The 16,000-nt window shown below is 68.3% G+C and carries 16 protein-coding genes; 8 read left to right on the top strand and 8 right to left on the bottom strand.

What is annotated here, in order from left to right; genetic code table 11:
- Positions 1-37: 37 nt before the first annotated feature.
- Complete coding sequence (locus tag AB0F41_RS00290; protein WP_357420398.1) at positions 38-838, top strand: inositol monophosphatase family protein; 801 nt, start codon at positions 38-40, stop codon at positions 836-838.
- Positions 839-856: 18 nt separating this feature from the next.
- On the opposite strand, the gene AB0F41_RS00285 is transcribed toward AB0F41_RS00290, so the two are convergent.
- The gene (locus AB0F41_RS00285; protein ID WP_357420967.1) at positions 857-1,816 is read right to left on the bottom strand and encodes a peptidase; all 960 of its coding nucleotides are present in this window, start codon (positions 1,814-1,816) and stop codon (positions 857-859) included.
- 125 nt (positions 1,817-1,941) lie between these two features.
- On the bottom strand, positions 1,942-4,401 hold the full coding sequence (gene hrpB, locus AB0F41_RS00280; protein WP_357420397.1) for an ATP-dependent helicase HrpB: 2,460 nt from the start codon (positions 4,399-4,401) through the stop codon (positions 1,942-1,944).
- Positions 4,402-4,548: 147 nt separating this feature from the next.
- On the opposite strand from hrpB, the gene AB0F41_RS00275 reads away from it, so the two are divergent.
- Entirely contained in the window at positions 4,549-5,316 is a 768-nt protein-coding gene (locus AB0F41_RS00275; protein ID WP_357420395.1) for a DUF1542 domain-containing protein, read from the top strand.
- Positions 5,317-5,392: 76 nt separating this feature from the next.
- On the opposite strand, the gene AB0F41_RS00270 is transcribed toward AB0F41_RS00275, so the two are convergent.
- On the bottom strand, positions 5,393-5,773 hold the full coding sequence (locus AB0F41_RS00270; protein ID WP_357420393.1) for an SHOCT domain-containing protein: 381 nt from the start codon (positions 5,771-5,773) through the stop codon (positions 5,393-5,395).
- A 127-nt stretch (positions 5,774-5,900) separates the two neighbouring features.
- On the opposite strand from AB0F41_RS00270, the gene AB0F41_RS00265 reads away from it, so the two are divergent.
- The 3 genes from AB0F41_RS00265 to AB0F41_RS00255 all read left to right on the top strand — a co-directional run bounded on the left by AB0F41_RS00265 (position 5,901) and on the right by AB0F41_RS00255 (position 8,668).
- Positions 5,901-6,074, top strand: a complete 174-nt coding sequence (locus tag AB0F41_RS00265; RefSeq protein ID WP_357420391.1) for a hypothetical protein — start codon at positions 5,901-5,903, stop codon at positions 6,072-6,074.
- 271 nt (positions 6,075-6,345) lie between these two features.
- Positions 6,346-6,795 (top strand): MarR family transcriptional regulator, encoded by a 450-nt coding sequence (locus tag AB0F41_RS00260; protein WP_357420390.1) that lies wholly within the window; start codon positions 6,346-6,348, stop codon positions 6,793-6,795.
- Between the two features lie 70 nt (positions 6,796-6,865).
- Positions 6,866-8,668: an MFS transporter gene (locus tag AB0F41_RS00255; RefSeq protein WP_357420388.1), complete on the top strand. Its 1,803-nt coding sequence runs from the start codon at positions 6,866-6,868 to the stop codon at positions 8,666-8,668.
- A gap of 16 nt (positions 8,669-8,684) precedes the next feature.
- Here the strand turns inward: AB0F41_RS00255 and AB0F41_RS00250 are convergent, their stop codons facing one another.
- Positions 8,685-9,263 carry a dihydrofolate reductase family protein gene (locus AB0F41_RS00250; RefSeq protein ID WP_357420386.1) on the bottom strand — a complete coding sequence of 193 codons (579 nt, stop codon included), beginning with the start codon at positions 9,261-9,263 and terminating at the stop codon, positions 8,685-8,687.
- A gap of 177 nt (positions 9,264-9,440) precedes the next feature.
- Here AB0F41_RS00250 and AB0F41_RS00245 point away from each other — a divergent pair, with 177 nt between their 5' ends.
- A complete protein-coding gene (locus AB0F41_RS00245; protein WP_357420384.1) occupies positions 9,441-10,352 on the top strand; it encodes a serine hydrolase in 912 nt (303 codons plus the stop codon).
- Between the two features lie 60 nt (positions 10,353-10,412).
- On the opposite strand, the gene AB0F41_RS00240 is transcribed toward AB0F41_RS00245, so the two are convergent.
- The 4 genes from AB0F41_RS00240 to AB0F41_RS00225 form a co-directional block, all read right to left on the bottom strand.
- Positions 10,413-11,603, bottom strand: a complete 1,191-nt coding sequence (locus AB0F41_RS00240; RefSeq protein WP_357420382.1) for a hypothetical protein — start codon at positions 11,601-11,603, stop codon at positions 10,413-10,415.
- Positions 11,596-11,961, bottom strand: a complete 366-nt coding sequence (locus AB0F41_RS00235) for a hypothetical protein (protein ID WP_357420380.1) — start codon at positions 11,959-11,961, stop codon at positions 11,596-11,598. The genes AB0F41_RS00240 and AB0F41_RS00235 overlap by 8 nt, the downstream gene beginning before the upstream one ends.
- Before the next feature lie 156 nt (positions 11,962-12,117).
- Positions 12,118-12,660: a hypothetical protein gene (locus AB0F41_RS00230; protein WP_357420378.1), complete on the bottom strand. Its 543-nt coding sequence runs from the start codon at positions 12,658-12,660 to the stop codon at positions 12,118-12,120.
- Between the two features lie 482 nt (positions 12,661-13,142).
- On the bottom strand, positions 13,143-13,286 hold the full coding sequence (locus tag AB0F41_RS00225; RefSeq protein WP_357420376.1) for a hypothetical protein: 144 nt from the start codon (positions 13,284-13,286) through the stop codon (positions 13,143-13,145).
- 786 nt (positions 13,287-14,072) lie between these two features.
- Between AB0F41_RS00225 and AB0F41_RS00220 the strand changes: the two genes are divergently transcribed.
- Both AB0F41_RS00220 and AB0F41_RS00215 read left to right on the top strand, forming a co-directional pair.
- Complete coding sequence (locus AB0F41_RS00220; RefSeq protein ID WP_357420375.1) at positions 14,073-15,389, top strand: hypothetical protein; 1,317 nt, start codon at positions 14,073-14,075, stop codon at positions 15,387-15,389.
- On the top strand, positions 15,386-15,952 hold the full coding sequence (locus tag AB0F41_RS00215) for a GNAT family N-acetyltransferase (protein WP_357420373.1): 567 nt from the start codon (positions 15,386-15,388) through the stop codon (positions 15,950-15,952). Before AB0F41_RS00220 ends, AB0F41_RS00215 begins: the two co-directional genes overlap by 4 nt.
- Positions 15,953-16,000 lie beyond the last annotated feature (48 nt).

Raw genomic sequence — 16,000 nt, 5'->3', positions numbered from 1 at the left:
GATGGCACTGCCGTTGTGCTGAGGATAGTTTCGTTGCATGCAGGACCACCTGGACGACCTCCGCTTCGCGCATGTCATCGCCGATACCGCCGACGCGGCGAGTATGGACCGCTTCAAGGCCCTCGGACCCGTGGTCGACACGAGACCGGATATGGCGCTGCTGCGGGAGGCCGAGACCGGGGTGGAGAAGGTCATCCGTGGTCAGCTCCAGCGCGCTCGTCCCCGCGATGCGGCTCTCAGTGAGGGCGAGGGACTGGAGGGCACCGGGCCGCGCTGCTGGGTGGTCGACGCGATCGACGGGCTCGAGAACTTTGCGCGCGGGGTGCCGGTGTGGGCCACACAGCTCTCCCTGCTGGAGGCATCGGAGGATGGTTACCGGCCGGTCCTCGGCATCGTCTCCGCTCCCGCGCTCGGCCGTCGCTGGTGGGCCGCGACGGGTCACGGCGCCTTCACCGGCCGAAGTCTGTCCTCGGCCTCCCGTCTGCGCGTATCAGGGGTCTCGAAGCTACCCGACGCTTCTCTGGCCTACTCGACCCTCATCGGCTGGGAGGAACAGGGACGCCTGAACGGTTTCCTGGCGCTGTCCCGTGCGGTGTGGCGCACGCGTGGGTACGGCGATTTCTGGCCCTACATGATGGTGGCCGAGGGTGTGGTCGACCTCTGCGCCGACCCGGCGGTCTCTCCGGGTGATATGGCCGCCAACGCCGTGATCGTCACGGAGGCCGGTGGCGCGTTCACCGGTCTCGACGGTAACCCGGGCCCTCTCAGCGGGAACGCGGCCGCCTCGAACGGCCTGCTGCACGATGAGATGCTCGCGTACTTGAACGAGCGTTACTGACCACGCCGCCGGACACGCTCACTGCGGGAAGAGCGTCAGCACCTGCGACATCACCTGCCGGGCGACGTCGTCGGTGGCCGAGGTGACCTCGGCAACCGGGACGCGAGCGGTGAAAGCGGTACTGCCGGGAGGTAATTCGGGTCCGACGATGGTGGAGTAGATCGGGATACTGCTGTCGTAGAGCGAAGTAGAGCGGTGCACGGTGCGGCCGTCGATATTCTCCTCGGTGCTGCGCGCCGGAACCTGATCGGGAACGCGGTACTCGTAGACCACCGTGACGGTCTCGTCCCGGTACCGGAACAGGCACTGGTTCAGCCGGCGCTCATCGGTATCGGCGGTACCGGTCAGTTTCGCGCGGACCGCGCACGGGTCGGCGCCGAGCAGCACCGTATCGACGGTATCGGGTGATGTGCCCTGTGGGGGCGACTGCCGCCAGCGGTCGATCATCCCGGGCAGCAAACCGTCGGCGACCGCGCAGGAATCGCGATTCGGGACCGAGAGTCCGAGGTAGAACGCGGCGCCCGCCGGGAACCGGGCGGTCGCGCCGCAGGCGCGCGGATCGCCCTCACGGCCGGGAACCAGCAGCACGTTCACATCACCCAGCTGTTTGCTGATGCCACGGCTCGGGGTGAGTCCGGGCAGCAGAGTCGCCTGCCAGGTCAGGGTGGTGGTGTCGCTCGCCCCCTCGTCGCCCAGCACGGCCCGGCACGAATTGAGTCCGACCGTCACACTGCGGATATCGCCGAGATCCAGGTCATCGAGAGTATCGCGGGGGAGCAGTGCGCAGATGTCGACCTCGCGGGTCGCCTGGGCGACGGCCGCCTGCTGCTCCGGGGTGTCCGCGGGAGCGGACCAGAACTCCGGTGGCGGGCCGGGGGCCGCCGATGACGGTGCACCGTCGGTCCGGGGGCCGGTATCGTCATCGCAGCCCACCACGGCGAGCAACGCGGCTGCGACGAGCGTGAGCGTGCGATACATCGTCACCCTGACCTCCCGGTGCGAGCTGGGCCGGACGTCGCCCGGTATCGAGTCTGCGCGATCCGGCAACGACTCCGCAATTATCCCGATGGGCTCGGCAGGTCGGCCGGTTCACGGATATGACGTCACGGCCGGGGTCCGCGCCGTTCGCGGGCGGCGTTGCGAGCGGTGCCGCGGTGGGCGGGCACGGTGGTGGGATCCTCCGGCCAGGCGTGTTTGGGGTAGCGGCCGCGCAGGTCGGCGCGGACCCGGGGCCAGCCGGTCTGCCAGAAGGATGTGAGATCCGACGTGACCGCCACCGGGCGCTGCGCGGGCGAGAGCAGGTGCAGTACGACCGGGACGCGGCCGTCGGCCAGCCGCGGGGTATCCGTCCAGCCGAAGATTTCCTGCACCTTGACCGCGAGCACGGGCGGATCGGCGGCGTAGTCGAGGCGGGCCCGGCTCCCGGACGGGACCTCCAGCCGCTCGGGTGCCAGTTCGTCCAACCGGGCGGCATCCGGCCAGGGCAGCAGCCGGAGCAATGCCTGGCCGGTGTCGATGCGTCCGAGATCGGCGCGGCGGCGGGCAGTGGCGAGTTCGGGGCCGAGCCAGGTGTCGGCGGTGGCGAGCAGTGACTCGTCGTCCACCGCGGGCCAGGGTGCGCCGAGCGTCCGGTGCAGGAAGCCGAGGCGCCGGCGTAAGGCGATCGCCCCGGAATCCCACGACAGCAGCCCGAGGCCGGTCGAGTCGAGCCCCCGGCGCACCGCCGCGGCGAGCAACCGGCGATCGGGTTCGGGAATCGGTTTCTCCGACAGGGTGATCGCACCCAGCCGCTCGATTCGCCGGGCGACCACCTCGCCGTCGATCCACTCGATTTCGTCGGCGGTGGTCAGCAGGTTCGCCGCGGCCCGGCGGGCCAACTGTTCGTCGGCGGCCGCGGCCAGCCGGATGTATCCCTCGGCGCGGCCCGGGTCGCGGGTCGCGACGCCGACTGCCAGCCACTCCGGATCACCGGTTCCGGAACCGGGAGGCAGGGTGACCGCCGTGCCGCCGGCCATGAGATAGCTGGCCGAACCCGGACCGCGACGGCGGGCCAGCCGCTCCGGATGGGCCAGTGCGACAACGAAAGCCGGATCGTCGCCGCCGTCGGATCCCCGGGCCGACCCGGCCAGCCGCTCGACCTCGCGCCGCCAGCGAGCCGGCTGCTCGCGCCGCAGCGCCCGCAGGCCGGCCGTGAGATCGATACCGGAGAAATGGGTGTCGTCGTCGAGGACGGTGACCACTTCCGCGGCCGCCCGTGCGCCGACCACGGCCGCCCCGTCCAGCAAGGCGCGCGCCAGCCGGGGATGCAGCCCGATCCGGGCGATGCGCCGCCCGCGATCGGTCACCGCGCCGTCCGCGGTCACGGCGCCCAGCGTGCGCAGTACCTCCCGGCCTGCCGCCAGGCCACCGGGCGGCGGGGCGTCCCACCAGGCGAGGCCGTGTCCATCAGGGGTGCCCCAGCACGCCAGTTCCACTGCCAGCCGGGTCAGGTCCGCGGTCCGGATCTCCGGCTCCGGATAGGCGGGCAGCGTGCTGTGCTCGTACTCCGGCCAGCACCGCCACACCCGGCCCGGAGCCTCACGCCCGGCCCGCCCGGCCCGCTGCTCGGCCACGGCCGCCGAGACCCGGACCGTCGCGAGCCCGGACAACCCCCGGGCACGGTCGATATGCGGCACCCGGGCCAGGCCGGAATCCACCACCGCCCGCACCCCCGGCACCGTCAGGCTCGATTCCGCCACGGCGGTGGACAGCACCACTCGCCGCCGGGGGCCGGGTTCCAGGGCCGTGTTCTGCCGCGCCGCGGAGAGCCTGCCGTGCAGCGGGACCAGATCCACGCCGTCCAGCTCGGCGAGCGCCGCCGCCGTCCGCCGGATTTCGGCCGCGCCGGGGAGGAAGACGAGTATGTCGCCGTCGGTACCGGCGAGGGCGGCGCGGGTGGCCCGAGCGACCTGCGCCTCGATCCGCTCCCTCGGCAGCGGCGGGAGATAGGTCGTCGCCACCGGATGGGTGCGCGCCCGGACCTGTATCACCGGCGCCGGGTGACCGCCTCCCAGCAGTGCCGACAGCCGGTCCGCCGCCACGGTCGCCGAGGTGGCCAGCACCCGCAGATCCGGCCGGATTCCGGCCCGGGCGTCGAGCAGCAACGCCAGCAGCAGGTCCGCGTCGAGATGCCGCTCGTGACATTCGTCGAGCAGGACCACCTCGGTCCCCGCCAGTTCGGGGTCGTCCTGGAGCCGTCGTACCAGCAATCCCGACGTTACGACCTCGATCCGGGTCTGCGGACCTACCCGCCGATCCCCGCGGACCGAGTAGCCGACGGTTCCGCCCACCGCCTCGCCCAGCAGCGCGGCCATCCGGGCGGCGGCGGCCCGGGCCGCCAGCCGGCGGGGCTCGGCCACCAGCACCCGGCCCGGGACAGCGGCCGCCAGCGCCAGCGGCACCAGGGTCGTCTTTCCGGTCCCCGGCGGTGCGACCAGCACAGCGGTTCCGTGTTCGGCCAGGGTCGCGGCAACATGGCCGAGAACGGGACGGATCGGCAGGTCGGGAAGTTCGGGCAGTTTCATCACCGGCCAGTCTGAGGCCTCGGCCGCGGCTGCCGGAGTACGGCCCTCCTTGCCGCCCTCGGGGCGGGAGACTTCCCGCCCGGACCGGGCCGTCGCCGCCGAGTAGGCTGGTCGCACTGTGCTCCGCGGACCGAAGGAGTGCGAAATATGGAGTGGCTACTGATCGCCGTGATCGTCGTCCTCGCCGCGGCCTACGTGGTGTGGCGGTCCCGTAAGAACAGGGAGCGTGCCGCGGTCGAACTCGCCGACGCGCTGGCGGACGCCCGCCGGACCAACGAACGCCTGGGCGGCCAGATCTACAACTTGACCGGCACCGACGATGCCTCGCGACAGGCGCTCGCCGACGCGGCGGAGCGGTATACGGCCGCCGGTTCCCAGCTCGATCTGGCCCGCAGCGCCCGTCAGGCCGCGCTGGCCGGGCAGACCGCGGTCGAGGGTCTCTATTACATCCGCGCCGCCCGCACCGCGATGGGTATGGACCCCGGACCGCCCGTCCCGGAACTCGACGGGCGGGAGACCGCCGGCGCGGTGAGCGAAGAACGCGTGGTCGATTTCGAGAACCGGCGGATCACCGCCGCCCCGGGGCCCTCCCCGGCGACACCGAACTACTATCCCGGCGGGCGGGTCGCCGGCCGCCCCGTGCCCGCGGGCTGGTACTCCGAACCCTGGTGGAAACCGGCACTGGTCAGCGGCGCCTGGGGTGTGGGTTCGGTGTTGCTGTTCACCTCGCTGTTCTCGGGTATGGCCGGTGTCGGCTACGGCGCGCAGGGTTTCGAAACGGGGTACGGCGAGGGCTATCAGGACGGCCTGTCGGGCGGTGACGGTGGATCCGGCTTCGACCCCGGAGGCCAGGGCGATTCGGGCGGCGACTGGGGTGGGTTCGACGGCGGCGGGTTCGACGGCGGGGGTTTCTGAACCCGCCCGGGCGGTGCATCCGGCCCGTCGGCCACTCGGTGCCGGATGCTTTCGGCCCGGGGTCTTCGCCCTGTTCTCAGCCCAGCGCTTTCGCCTTGAGGGCCTCGAATTCGGTCCGGTCGATGGTGCCCGCGTCGAGCAGGGCTTTCGCATCGGCGATCTGATCGGCGGAGGACTTCCCGGCCACCTGCCGGATGTAGTCGTCGGTCGCCCGCTGGGCGGCGGCGTGTGCGGCCAGTTGGCGTTCCGCCATTCCGCGTCCCCGCACGATGACGTAGATGAAAGCGGCGACGTAGGGCACCACGATCAAAAAGATGATCCACAGGATTTTGGTTATTCCGGACATGCTCCGGTCGCGGAACAGATCCGCGATGACATGGAAAAGCACGATCAGATACGCGATGAACGCGAATACGACCAGGGTGTACCACAGTAATTCCCACACGGTATCCAACACGGGTGACCAGCTTTCGAATGTGGCGGTCCGATCCGGATCCGGACCGCGGAGATGTCGAATAGATCTGAAATCCCACGCGCAACACACTTGCTTCCGCCCGAGTCTAGATTCCCGCGCCGCGCTTTCCGTGATTTCGCGCGGGTATTTCGACCGTGGCTCGCCGACCGCTCCGGAAGCCGACCGGGCCGGATTCGAAATCATCGCCACCGGGTTGCGGGAATGCCTCGACGAGGACGGCGAAGCCGACCGCGAGTCGCTGACCCAGGAGGACCTGGACCAGCTCTTCCTCGCTCCGGCCTGACTTCCCCGGACGGGATTCCGAAATCCACGGGATCGCCTGCGGCGGCAATCATCCGAATGAGAAGCGGCGATCCGGCCGCGATTGCGGTACGACGGTTGGTCGCTGCCCTCGACTCTCGCCGCGGGCTTCGGTGATCCGATCCGGGACTGCGGACAGCGCCACCCCGAGCTGCGCGGCGCCATTCGGTGCGCTAAGGTTACTTAGCGGAAGCAACTAATCTACCGGTGTAGATGTTGACCACCGACGACGGAACACGGGAAAGCTGGGCGCGATGGAGGGCATATCCGCAGCCGATGAGCCCGGGACTCCCGCCGAGGTCGCGAACCTGTATCACCTACTCACCCGGATAAACCGGACGCTGCGCACCCGTGGTCAGAGCCGGAATCTCAGCGCGGGGCTCGCCTCGGCGCTGTGGACCATCATCAGCCACGCCCCGATCCGGCTGTCCACGCTGGCCGAGCGGGAATCGGTCTCCGCGCCGACGATGTCGCGGATCGTCGCGGCCCTCGAGGACCGCGGGTTCGTCGAGCGAACCCCCGACCCCGCCGACGGCCGCGCTCGCCTGCTGAATCCGACACCGGCCGGGACCGGCCTGATCGCCGATTCGCGGACCAGGCGCGCGCAACTGCTCGCCGAGGCCCTCGACGGCCTGGACCCGGACGATCGCGTGACGGTCGGCCGGGGCGTCACGCTCCTGGCCGACGCACTCGGGATGACCTAGCCCGGCGCGACGCACCGCCGCGTCTCGCGCTGTGGCTTCTGCCCGGACCACCTGTTCAGAGGAACTATTCATGACCACGCTCACGACCGGAGAACACCCCGCGGATTCGGCGGATCTCGGACCGCATTACAAGTGGATCGCGCTGTCCAACACCACTCTCGGCATGCTCATCGCCACGATCAACTCGTCCATCGTGCTGATCGCACTGCCCGATATCTTCAAGGGCATCGGCCTCAACCCGCTGGAGTCCGGGAACACCAGCTATCTGCTGTGGATGATGATGGGATTCCTGGTCGTCACCGCCGTGCTGGTGGTCAGTTTCGGTCGTCTGGGAGATATGTTCGGCCGCGCCCGGATGTACAACATGGGCTTCGCGATCTTCACCGTTTCTTCCGTTTTCCTGGCGATAACCTGGTTCGACGGCGCCGAAGCGGCGATATGGCTGATCGCCTGGCGGGTCGTGCAGGGTGTGGGCGGCGCCTTCCTCATGGCCAACAGCTCCGCCATTCTCACCGACGCGTTTCCCTCCCACCAGCGCGGACTCGCCATGGGGATCAACGGTGTCGCGGCCATCGCCGGCTCGTTCCTGGGCCTGCTCGTGGGCGGTGTCCTGGCACCGATCCAGTGGCACTACATCTTCCTGGTATCCGTGCCGTTCGGGGTGGTCGGCACCGTGTGGGCCTACCTGAAACTCCGTGATACCGGGGTTCGCAAGCGGGCGAAGATGGACTGGTGGGGCAATGTGACGTTCGCTGTCGGCCTCGTCGCGATCCTGGTCGGCATCACCTATGGCATCCAGCCCTACGGCAGCTCCGATATGGGCTGGTCCAACCCCTGGGTGCTGACCGCGATGATCGGTGGTCTGGCCGTATTGGGTGCTTTCGTCTACATCGAAACAAAGGTCGAGAGTCCACTGTTCGAGTTGTCGTTGTTCCGGAACCGCTCGTTCGCGTTCGGCAACGCGGCCAACCTGATGGGGTCGATCGGCCGCGGTGGCCTGCAGTTCATCCTGATCATCTGGTTACAGGGCATCTGGCTGCCGCAGCACGGCTACGACTACTCCCGGACCCCGCTGTGGGCGGGAATCTACATGCTGCCCATGACGGTCGGCTTCCTGCTGAGCGCCCCACTCTCGGGGGCGCTGTCGGACAGGCTCGGCGCCAAGAGGTTCACGACCAGCGGATTGTTCATCACCGCGGCGACCTTCGCCGCCCTGATCGCCCTGCCGGTCGACTTCGACTACTGGGTATTCGCGCTCATCCTGCTGGTCAACGGTATCGGTATGGGCCTGTTCTCCTCACCGAACCGCGCGCTGGTGATGAACTCGCTGCCGATCACCTCCCGCGGATCGGGTGCGGGCATGATGACGACCTTCCAGAACGCCGCGCAGGTGCTTTCGATCGGCCTGTTCTTCTCGCTGATGATCGCCGGGCTGAGCGCGCATCTTCCGTCGGCGATGTTCGACGGCCTGACCACGGGCGGGATGGCGGAGGGCTCAGCCCAGACCATGTCTCAGCTGCCCACGGTCGCCATTCTGTTCGCGGCGTTCCTCGGCTACAACCCGATCCAGCAGGTCGGCGGCGACGCGCTGCAGGGACTTTCGCAATCCAGTATCGATCACCTGACCGGGCTGGAGTTCTTCCCGCATCTGATCAGTGATCCGTTCTCCGACGGTCTCACCGCCGCCTTCACCTTCGCGTTGATCTGCTGCGTACTGGGTGCGATCTTCTCGCTCTTCACCGACAGCGGCCGGCCGGAGAAGGCGGCCGGGGACAGTGACCGCGAATCGGTCGGCGAAGAGCTGGCCGCGGTGGCCGCGTCCGCCTCGGGGGAGGCTCCGTCCGAACTGATCGACGAACCCGTACGACGCTGAGGGGCCGGCGGCGGACTCAGCTGTGCAGGGCCGGCCGGTAGACGAGCTCTTGGATATTGCCGTCCAATGTCCGGTGCTCGAGTAGTTCGAGGTCGAAATCGGCCGCGCCCCCGAAAATGGGCTCGAGACCGGTACGGCCGGTGATCACCGGGAACAGCGTCACCTGGACCCGGTCGACCAGGCCGGCGGCCATCAGCGCCCGGTTCATCGACAGGCTGCCGTGCGAGCGCAACGGCACATCGGACTCCCTTTTGAGCCGCGCGACGATATCGACGGCGTCGCCCTTCGCCACGGTCGCGTCCGGCCAGTCGAGGGGGCCGGACAGGGTGGTCGACACCACTGTCGCCGGCAGATTCCGCATCCGGGTGACCCACGGGTCGCGCACCTCGGAATCCGCGGTGCTCTCGGCCAGCATCTGCGCGAACGCCCGATACGTCGTGGCCCCGAAAACCATCCGCTGCTCGCCTTCGTACAGGGCGAAGCGGTGGTCCAGCAGTTCGGGGCCCTGCTTACCCCAGTAACCGGTCCAGTCACCGCCGGCGGCGCCGAAGCCGTCGAGACTGGAAAACACGTCGAAGGTGTAGGTGGCCGTCATGATGTCTCCTCGGGTACCGGGTGGTCGCGTCTGCCCATAGGGACCGGATCTGGCAGTGAAACTCATCGTCGCCCGGGCCGGAACGGCAGGGATCCGGTGCGGCGACCGCCTCCGGGCGTCCGACGCCTCCGGCCGGAAATCCCACTGTTCGACCAGGTCGGACTACACAATATGGCGATGCGAACCTTTGCCCGTGTGCTGCTGGCGGCCATTGCCGGAGTAGCCGTCGTCTTCGCTCCCACCGCCGCGGCCGCCCCGGTCTCGGGCATCTCGGCTCAGCTCCCCTTCCCACTGACCCTCCAGCCGGACGGAGTGCGGGCGCCGGCGGCCGCGCTGGCCGAGGCCAACACCGGGCTGATCGTCTGGTCCCGGCAGCCGGATACCCGACTCCCCATCGCCAGTATCGCCAAGGTCATGACGGCGGTGGTGGTACTCGAATCGGGCGATCTCGAGCGCCCGGTCACGGTCTCGCGGGGCGCCATCGATTCGTCGGCGGCCTACGGCGGAAGTACCGCCGGGCTGGCTCCGGGTGAAGTGCTCACCGCTCGCCAGCTGTTGTACGCGATGATGCTTCCGTCCGGCTGCGATGCCGCCTACGCCCTGGCCGACGCCTTCGGACCCGGCCGGGAGGCTTTCGTCGCCAAGATGAATGCCACCGCGCAGCGGCTGGGGATGCCGAACACCCATTTCACCGACCCCAGCGGCCTCCCCGTCCCCGATGATTACTCCACGTACTCCACGCCCGCGGAACTGGTGCGGCTCGGTCGCCACGCGATGGCGAACCCGGTGTTCCGGGAGATCGTCAGGGCGCCGGTCCATCATCAGCCCGCCGGACCCGCGAATCATCATCACGTCTGGGAGAACACCAACGGACTGCTCCGGGATTACGCCGGCACCACCGGAATCAAAACCGGGTCGACGGACGCCGCCGGTACCTGCCTGCTCTTCGAAGCCGCCCGGGGCGGGCAGCGGCTGATCGGCGTGGTCCTCAACAGCTCACCCCACGATCTCGACGCCGCGGCAGCCGATGCCGCCCGCATCATGGATTGGGGGTTCCTCCCGATCCTCGGTGCCGGACCGGCCGGTTGAGCAGCCTGGCACCGATGTCAGGCGGCCTGCTGATCGACCCGCCGGTCATCGACCGGAAAGTCACCGCTCCCTCCCATAGCGGCGGTCGAGTTCCTGCTGACGCACGAGGGCGTCAGCAGCCTCGTTGGCGCGTTGCACTGCCGGTGGTTCATGCCAGCGGCCTTCGGCAGCAACCCGAGCGATCTCCGGTGCAATCCCGCGGGCCTTCAGCTGGGCCTCGGCCTGCTCGACCTCCCGTTGCTGGGCGGACCGGTGGTCTTTTCCCTGGGACGCCTGGCGCACCGTGACCACCCCCTGGGCCGTGTCAGCGGGAACACCTCTCTCCACGAGAGCAGCGATCTGCGCATTCATCGCCTGCTCCCGTGCCAGCGCGTTCTCCCGGGTTCGCTGCTCGATCTCACGGACGAGGGCCCGCGGATCTTTGCCACGATCAGAGTCCTCGAGCGCCGGCGCGGGGATGACAATTGTCTCCCACCTTGCCTTCTCCGGGTCCATACCGCCCGCGATGAGCCGTTCCCGGTTCACCTCGATGGCCAGGTCCGCGAGTTCCGCGCGCCGCCGCCGGCCGGTCTCATGTTCGACGACTGCGCCGATCGCCCCGAGTTGTCGTGACACCGGCTGGTCTTTCTCCAGGCGGATGGCTTCCCTTTCGTGCAATTGCTCAACGACTTTTTCGGCCGGCTCGAGCGAGCGGGCGGCGGCGTCGCGTTCGGTCCGGCGTTCCAATTCCTGGTTCCTCCCCATGGCGTAGGCCAACCCGAGGAACTGCTCCCGAGCCTGTTCGAGGTTGATGCGGTTGCTGTCGAGCTGCGCCTGGAGTTCGCGGGCCGCCTGCTCAGTTCCGCGGTCGATCAGCTCGCGCTCACGCTCGGTCAGTACGAACGTGATCCGATCGACCGCGCTCTGCCGGTGATCGTCGCGCTGCCGCAGCTGAGCATCATGCGCCTTCTCCAAGTCCTGGGCGGCATGGAATCTCAGCCCGAGCCCTTTGCGGTCCTCTATCGCCAGGTCCCGTTCGACAACAGCTTGGGTGCGCGCCATCTCCCGAAGCTCTCGATCCATGAACCTCAGCTGCTCGATCCCCGCGGTCGGTGCCTCCCGAAAATACTCACGTGCAATCTCGGAAACAGTCAGGGCCCGAGCGTCACGCTCCGGAAGCCGTTCGAGATCGGCCTCCACCGCTTGGCGCCGCTCACGCTCCAGGGACCGCGCGCCGGCCTCCATGATCCGCTGGTACACCCGCTCATTCATCGGGCGATGCTTGAAGGTCTGCGGGAACTGAGCTTTCATCGCCGTGAGCAGGGCGCGCTTCCTTCGACATTTCCTTGTCGCGTTCACCACGGGTGAACAACCGCACGGTCTCGCCTTGCTGCAGCAGTTCCCGATAGCCGCGCAGCTGTTCGACGTCACGATCCCGGTTCAGTGCACCGGACTTCGCTTCGGCGTTCTCCTTGGCCAATGCCGCCGAGGTGGACTGGCCCTTGTGGAAATCGACCCGGATCTCTTTACCCGACACGGGGTCGACCACCCGCGGCACTTCGCGCTGCCACCCCGACTTGCTCAGCCCGAAGACGACATCCAGGCCCTTCTCAAAGGTCTTGCCCTGCACATACCGAGTCCGCCATGCCGTGGAAGCTTCCCGCCAACCCAGTGGGGTCCTCGGGATTTCCCCCGCCTTTACCTTGTCCTCTACATACTTCGGATACCGCTCCTGCTCACTGGGTGTGAGCGCATCGGGTCTGTCCCCCGGTCCCATGGTTACCGCCTATAACTCGTTTCCATCGGATTCCGCTACCAGTTCCTCCAGGTAGCGGCGCTCGTACTCCTCGGGCGTCGGGCGCCCGTATCCGACCCACCGCGTGTACTCGGTGAGCATGTTGTTGAGGACCCACACCAGCTGCGTCGGCTGCTGCGGGTCCGTGATGAAGGCGCCCGCGATCTGTTCGCGCGGGTCGAGCGCCCAGGTAGAGAACGGGCGCAGGATCTGCGGCCACACAGGGCCGCCCTCGCGCATGTGAGCGGCGTTGACCCACCAGCCCTCCGTCGCCCGGCGGTGCACTTCACCAATGAAGCGGGTGAACCGATCCACCAGCTGCGCGTTGCCCGGATCGTCGATCGCGTGGACGCTGCCGAACCGGTCCCGGATCACGTCTTCGCACGCGGCGAGCCCGTCCGTGGTGTAGGGGTCGGCCAGTGCGCCCAGGTCGGGTGCGTCCTCGGCGAGGAAGCGGCCGAGTTCGTCGTCCATGGCCTCTATCCAGGCCAGGTAGGCCGGATCCTGCTGTGCACGCTCGAATTTCTGGTTCATGGTGGATGTTCCTTTCTCTGTTGCCGATGGCCTGACGATTCGATCACCTCCCGACGCCGGCCGTCTCTTGTCCCGGTCGGCGTGGCCTGCTCCGAGCCGATCGGGTGTTGGGATGGAAAGCGTCACGCCGACCCCAGTTGCGGGGCCGGCGTGGGCTATTCGTCGTCTTCGGTTGGGGCATGTAGCACTCGCAGGGGTGGCCGTTTGTATCCGACGCCGCCCAGCACGAGCCGCGCTCCGGGGGGCGGCTCCGACCACACGGGGCTGGCCGGCCACCAGTCCCACCAACCCGGTGCAAGCAGTTCCAGACCGTCGAAGTAGGTCCGCAACTGGCTGCGGGTGCGGTACCAGCCCGACCCCGAACCCATTTCGACGTGGGCTTGTTCTGCACGACGGGCAAGGTCATGCAGTTCGGGATCCTCCTCGGCGGGGTCCCAGAACGCGGTGATCGCCACATACGAGCCGCCGGGAAGCCGGTTGATCTACTCCCGCATAACCTTCGCCGGTTCGAGGTCGTCATCGACATGCTGGAGCAGCCCGCAGAGCAAAACGCGGGCGATGCCGGCCCGGGTGGTGTCCACACCGACCGGGGTGCGGACCCCCGTGGGTGGTGTCGGTTCATGCATAGTTCATGCCGCCTCACCGTTGTGGTCGAGAGACCGCAGCGCCGCGGCCACCTCCTCGAGGACTTCGACCTCCGGAATGTCGTCGAACATCGACAGCGTGGGGTCGATGTCGACCGGTTTCCGGGGAGCTATCGCAGCCGCGTGGGAGCGGGCCGGCCGGGCCGGTCATTGGTCTCTCCCCAGGTCCGGGGACAGCTGTCCCGCGGCGACCAATGCCGCGTGCGCTGCCGCCTTTCGGGGGCAGTGCTCCAGCGAGCACGCTTTGTGTCCTTGCATCGCCTGGTGGGCCTCGGACACGCTGAGGGGCCGCTCCGGCTTCTCGTGGGGCCAGCCTTTGGCCCACATGCTGGGCCGAATTTCGGAGGCGATATCGGCGGGGATCTCTGTCATCGGAGACCTCTGTGGTTGTAGTTGTCGTGACGCGCAAAGAGGCGGTCCGGGGAAATCGGTAGATAAGGCCCTGCGGGGAGTCACCGCTGGCGGCAGGTTGGGTAATTCGATGTGCAGCAGTGCGACAGCTCCTGCGATGGCACGACTACGCGGTGGGCGGCCGGGCGCACTCGGTCGCTCATGCATGGCGGGTCCTCTCCCCATTGAGGTCTTGGCGAGCACCCGGCGCCGGGGATGTCGGGCCGCGGTATGCGACAACAGCTGGCTGGTTTATCGGCTCGGCGCCGGGGCTGATTCCAGGATTTCGTAGCGGTCTGCAATGTTGGAGTGCCGCAAGGGATACAGAGGGAATACGCTTCGGATAGCGGATACCTCTAGGCGACCCAAGGGGCTGGGATGATCGTCAGTAGATGGACGAGCGTGGAAGTCAAGGCGCTTCGTATCGCCGCGCTCCGCGAAACCCAGGAGGAGTTCGCCGAGCGCGCGGGATACGGGCTTCCGACCATCAAGAAATGGCACCAGGCGACACGGGACAAGCCCGTACGGGGCCGTTCGGCGGAAGCGCTCGACACAATGCTGCGCGACCTGGACAGTGAACAATGTGCCCGGTATCAGGCAGAGATCGCCTCGAACGGTCCTGTGCCCAGTGGCGCGGAGGTAGTGAGGCAGCCGGGCATGGCGCTCGGAATGTATGCGTGGGAAGTCGATAGTGACGTGAGACGTCGAGAATTCGGAAAACTGGCCACCGCCGTCACCGTATCCGCGGTGGGTTGGCCGTTCGGAGACCGAATCAGGCCGGCGGACGCGCAGCGGCTGATGGCCGCCGTCGACGAACTGGGTGAGCAAGACCAGAGAATCGGCGGAGGCGCCCTGGTCCAAGTCGCGCTCCGGCAACTCGCCCACGCCAAGCACACGCTCGACACCGCGAGCTACGACACCCGGACGGGCAACACGTTCGCCGCAGCCACAGGCCATCTCGCCGTGCTCGCCGGTTGGCTCGCCTACGATTCCGACCTACACCCGGTGGCCCGACGCTGCTACGCCGATGCGCTCGCGCTGGCCAGCGAGGCCGGCGACGACGACCTGATCGCCCACACCTGTGTGTACGCGGCGAATCAGTCCATCGCCCTGGCCCGTGCTGGCCGTGGAAGTCCGCACCATGCTTTGAAGCTGATCGACCGCGCGCGCACCTTGATGCGCGGCCGGCCCCCGAGCCGGATCCATGCGCTCATCGCTGCGCGGGAAGCGCAGGCGCAGGGGCTGCTCGGCGACCGGGTGGGTTTCGGCCGGGCAATCGCTACCGCGTGGCGAGAGATGGAGCAGGCCATCAGCTACGAACCGATCGAGCAATGCCCCCAGAAGCTGCGGTTCGTCACACCTGCGGAGATCCGCGGACACGAGGCGATCGGCTACGGCGCGGTCGGTGAGCTGAGAAAAAGCATCGAACTCCTCGACGCTTCCGCAGCAGAGGAGAGAGGAACCCGCAACGCGGTCAACGATCGCGCCCACGCGGCGGTGGCCCATGCCCAACTGGGTGACCTCTCGATGGCCCTGGAGGTGGGCGCCGGCGTGCTCGCCGAGCTCGAGAATGTCACCTCGGGCCGGACCCTGCGCGTGCTGGAACCGCTCCGGGCCACCGTCCACCCCGGAGCCGACGACTTCAACGACCGGTTCGCGGCACTGGAAGGTGCCACACGAAAGGAAATCGTATGACCGCCCCGGAAATGCGGCACCACACCGCCGCCCAGGCCCGCGAGATCCGAGCCGCCGTCGAAGACATCTATCGGCGCTCCTATATCGAAGCGATCGCCTCCGGCGACCCGTTCGATTCCCCCGAGGCGTTCATGCGCAGGTTCGACGCCTACACCGCCCCCGATCGACTGCCAGGGTTCGACCTCGTCGTGGCGTACCTCGACGGCGCGCCGGCCGGACAGACCTGGGGTTGGCCGCTACGGCCCGGCGCGGCCGGTTGGGACGGCGTGCAGCTCGACGACGCCGATGCGGCGCAGTTCACCGCGGAGGACGGGCACCGGACGTTCGCGCTGTCGGAGATCATGGTGTGCAGCGGGCACTCCGGCCGCGGCATCGCCCGCGCCTTGCACGACGAGCTGTTACGCGGGCGCCCAGAGCAGCGGGCCACGCTGCTGGTCGAGCCGGACAACGAACGCGCCTACGCGCGCTATCGGAAGTGGGGCTGGTACCGCGTCGGCTGGCTACGCCCTGGATGGGATGATGCGCCCATCTTCGATGCGCTGATCCTCGATCTACCTCTCTAGGTCGGCGTCGACTTCGCAGAGTCACGCTCTCCAGGCTTCCGCGCAGTC

Source organism: Nocardia sp. NPDC024068, assembly GCF_040638875.1.
GTDB lineage: Bacteria > Actinomycetota > Actinomycetes > Mycobacteriales > Mycobacteriaceae > Nocardia.
This window is presented reverse-complemented; position numbering and strand designations above follow the sequence as displayed.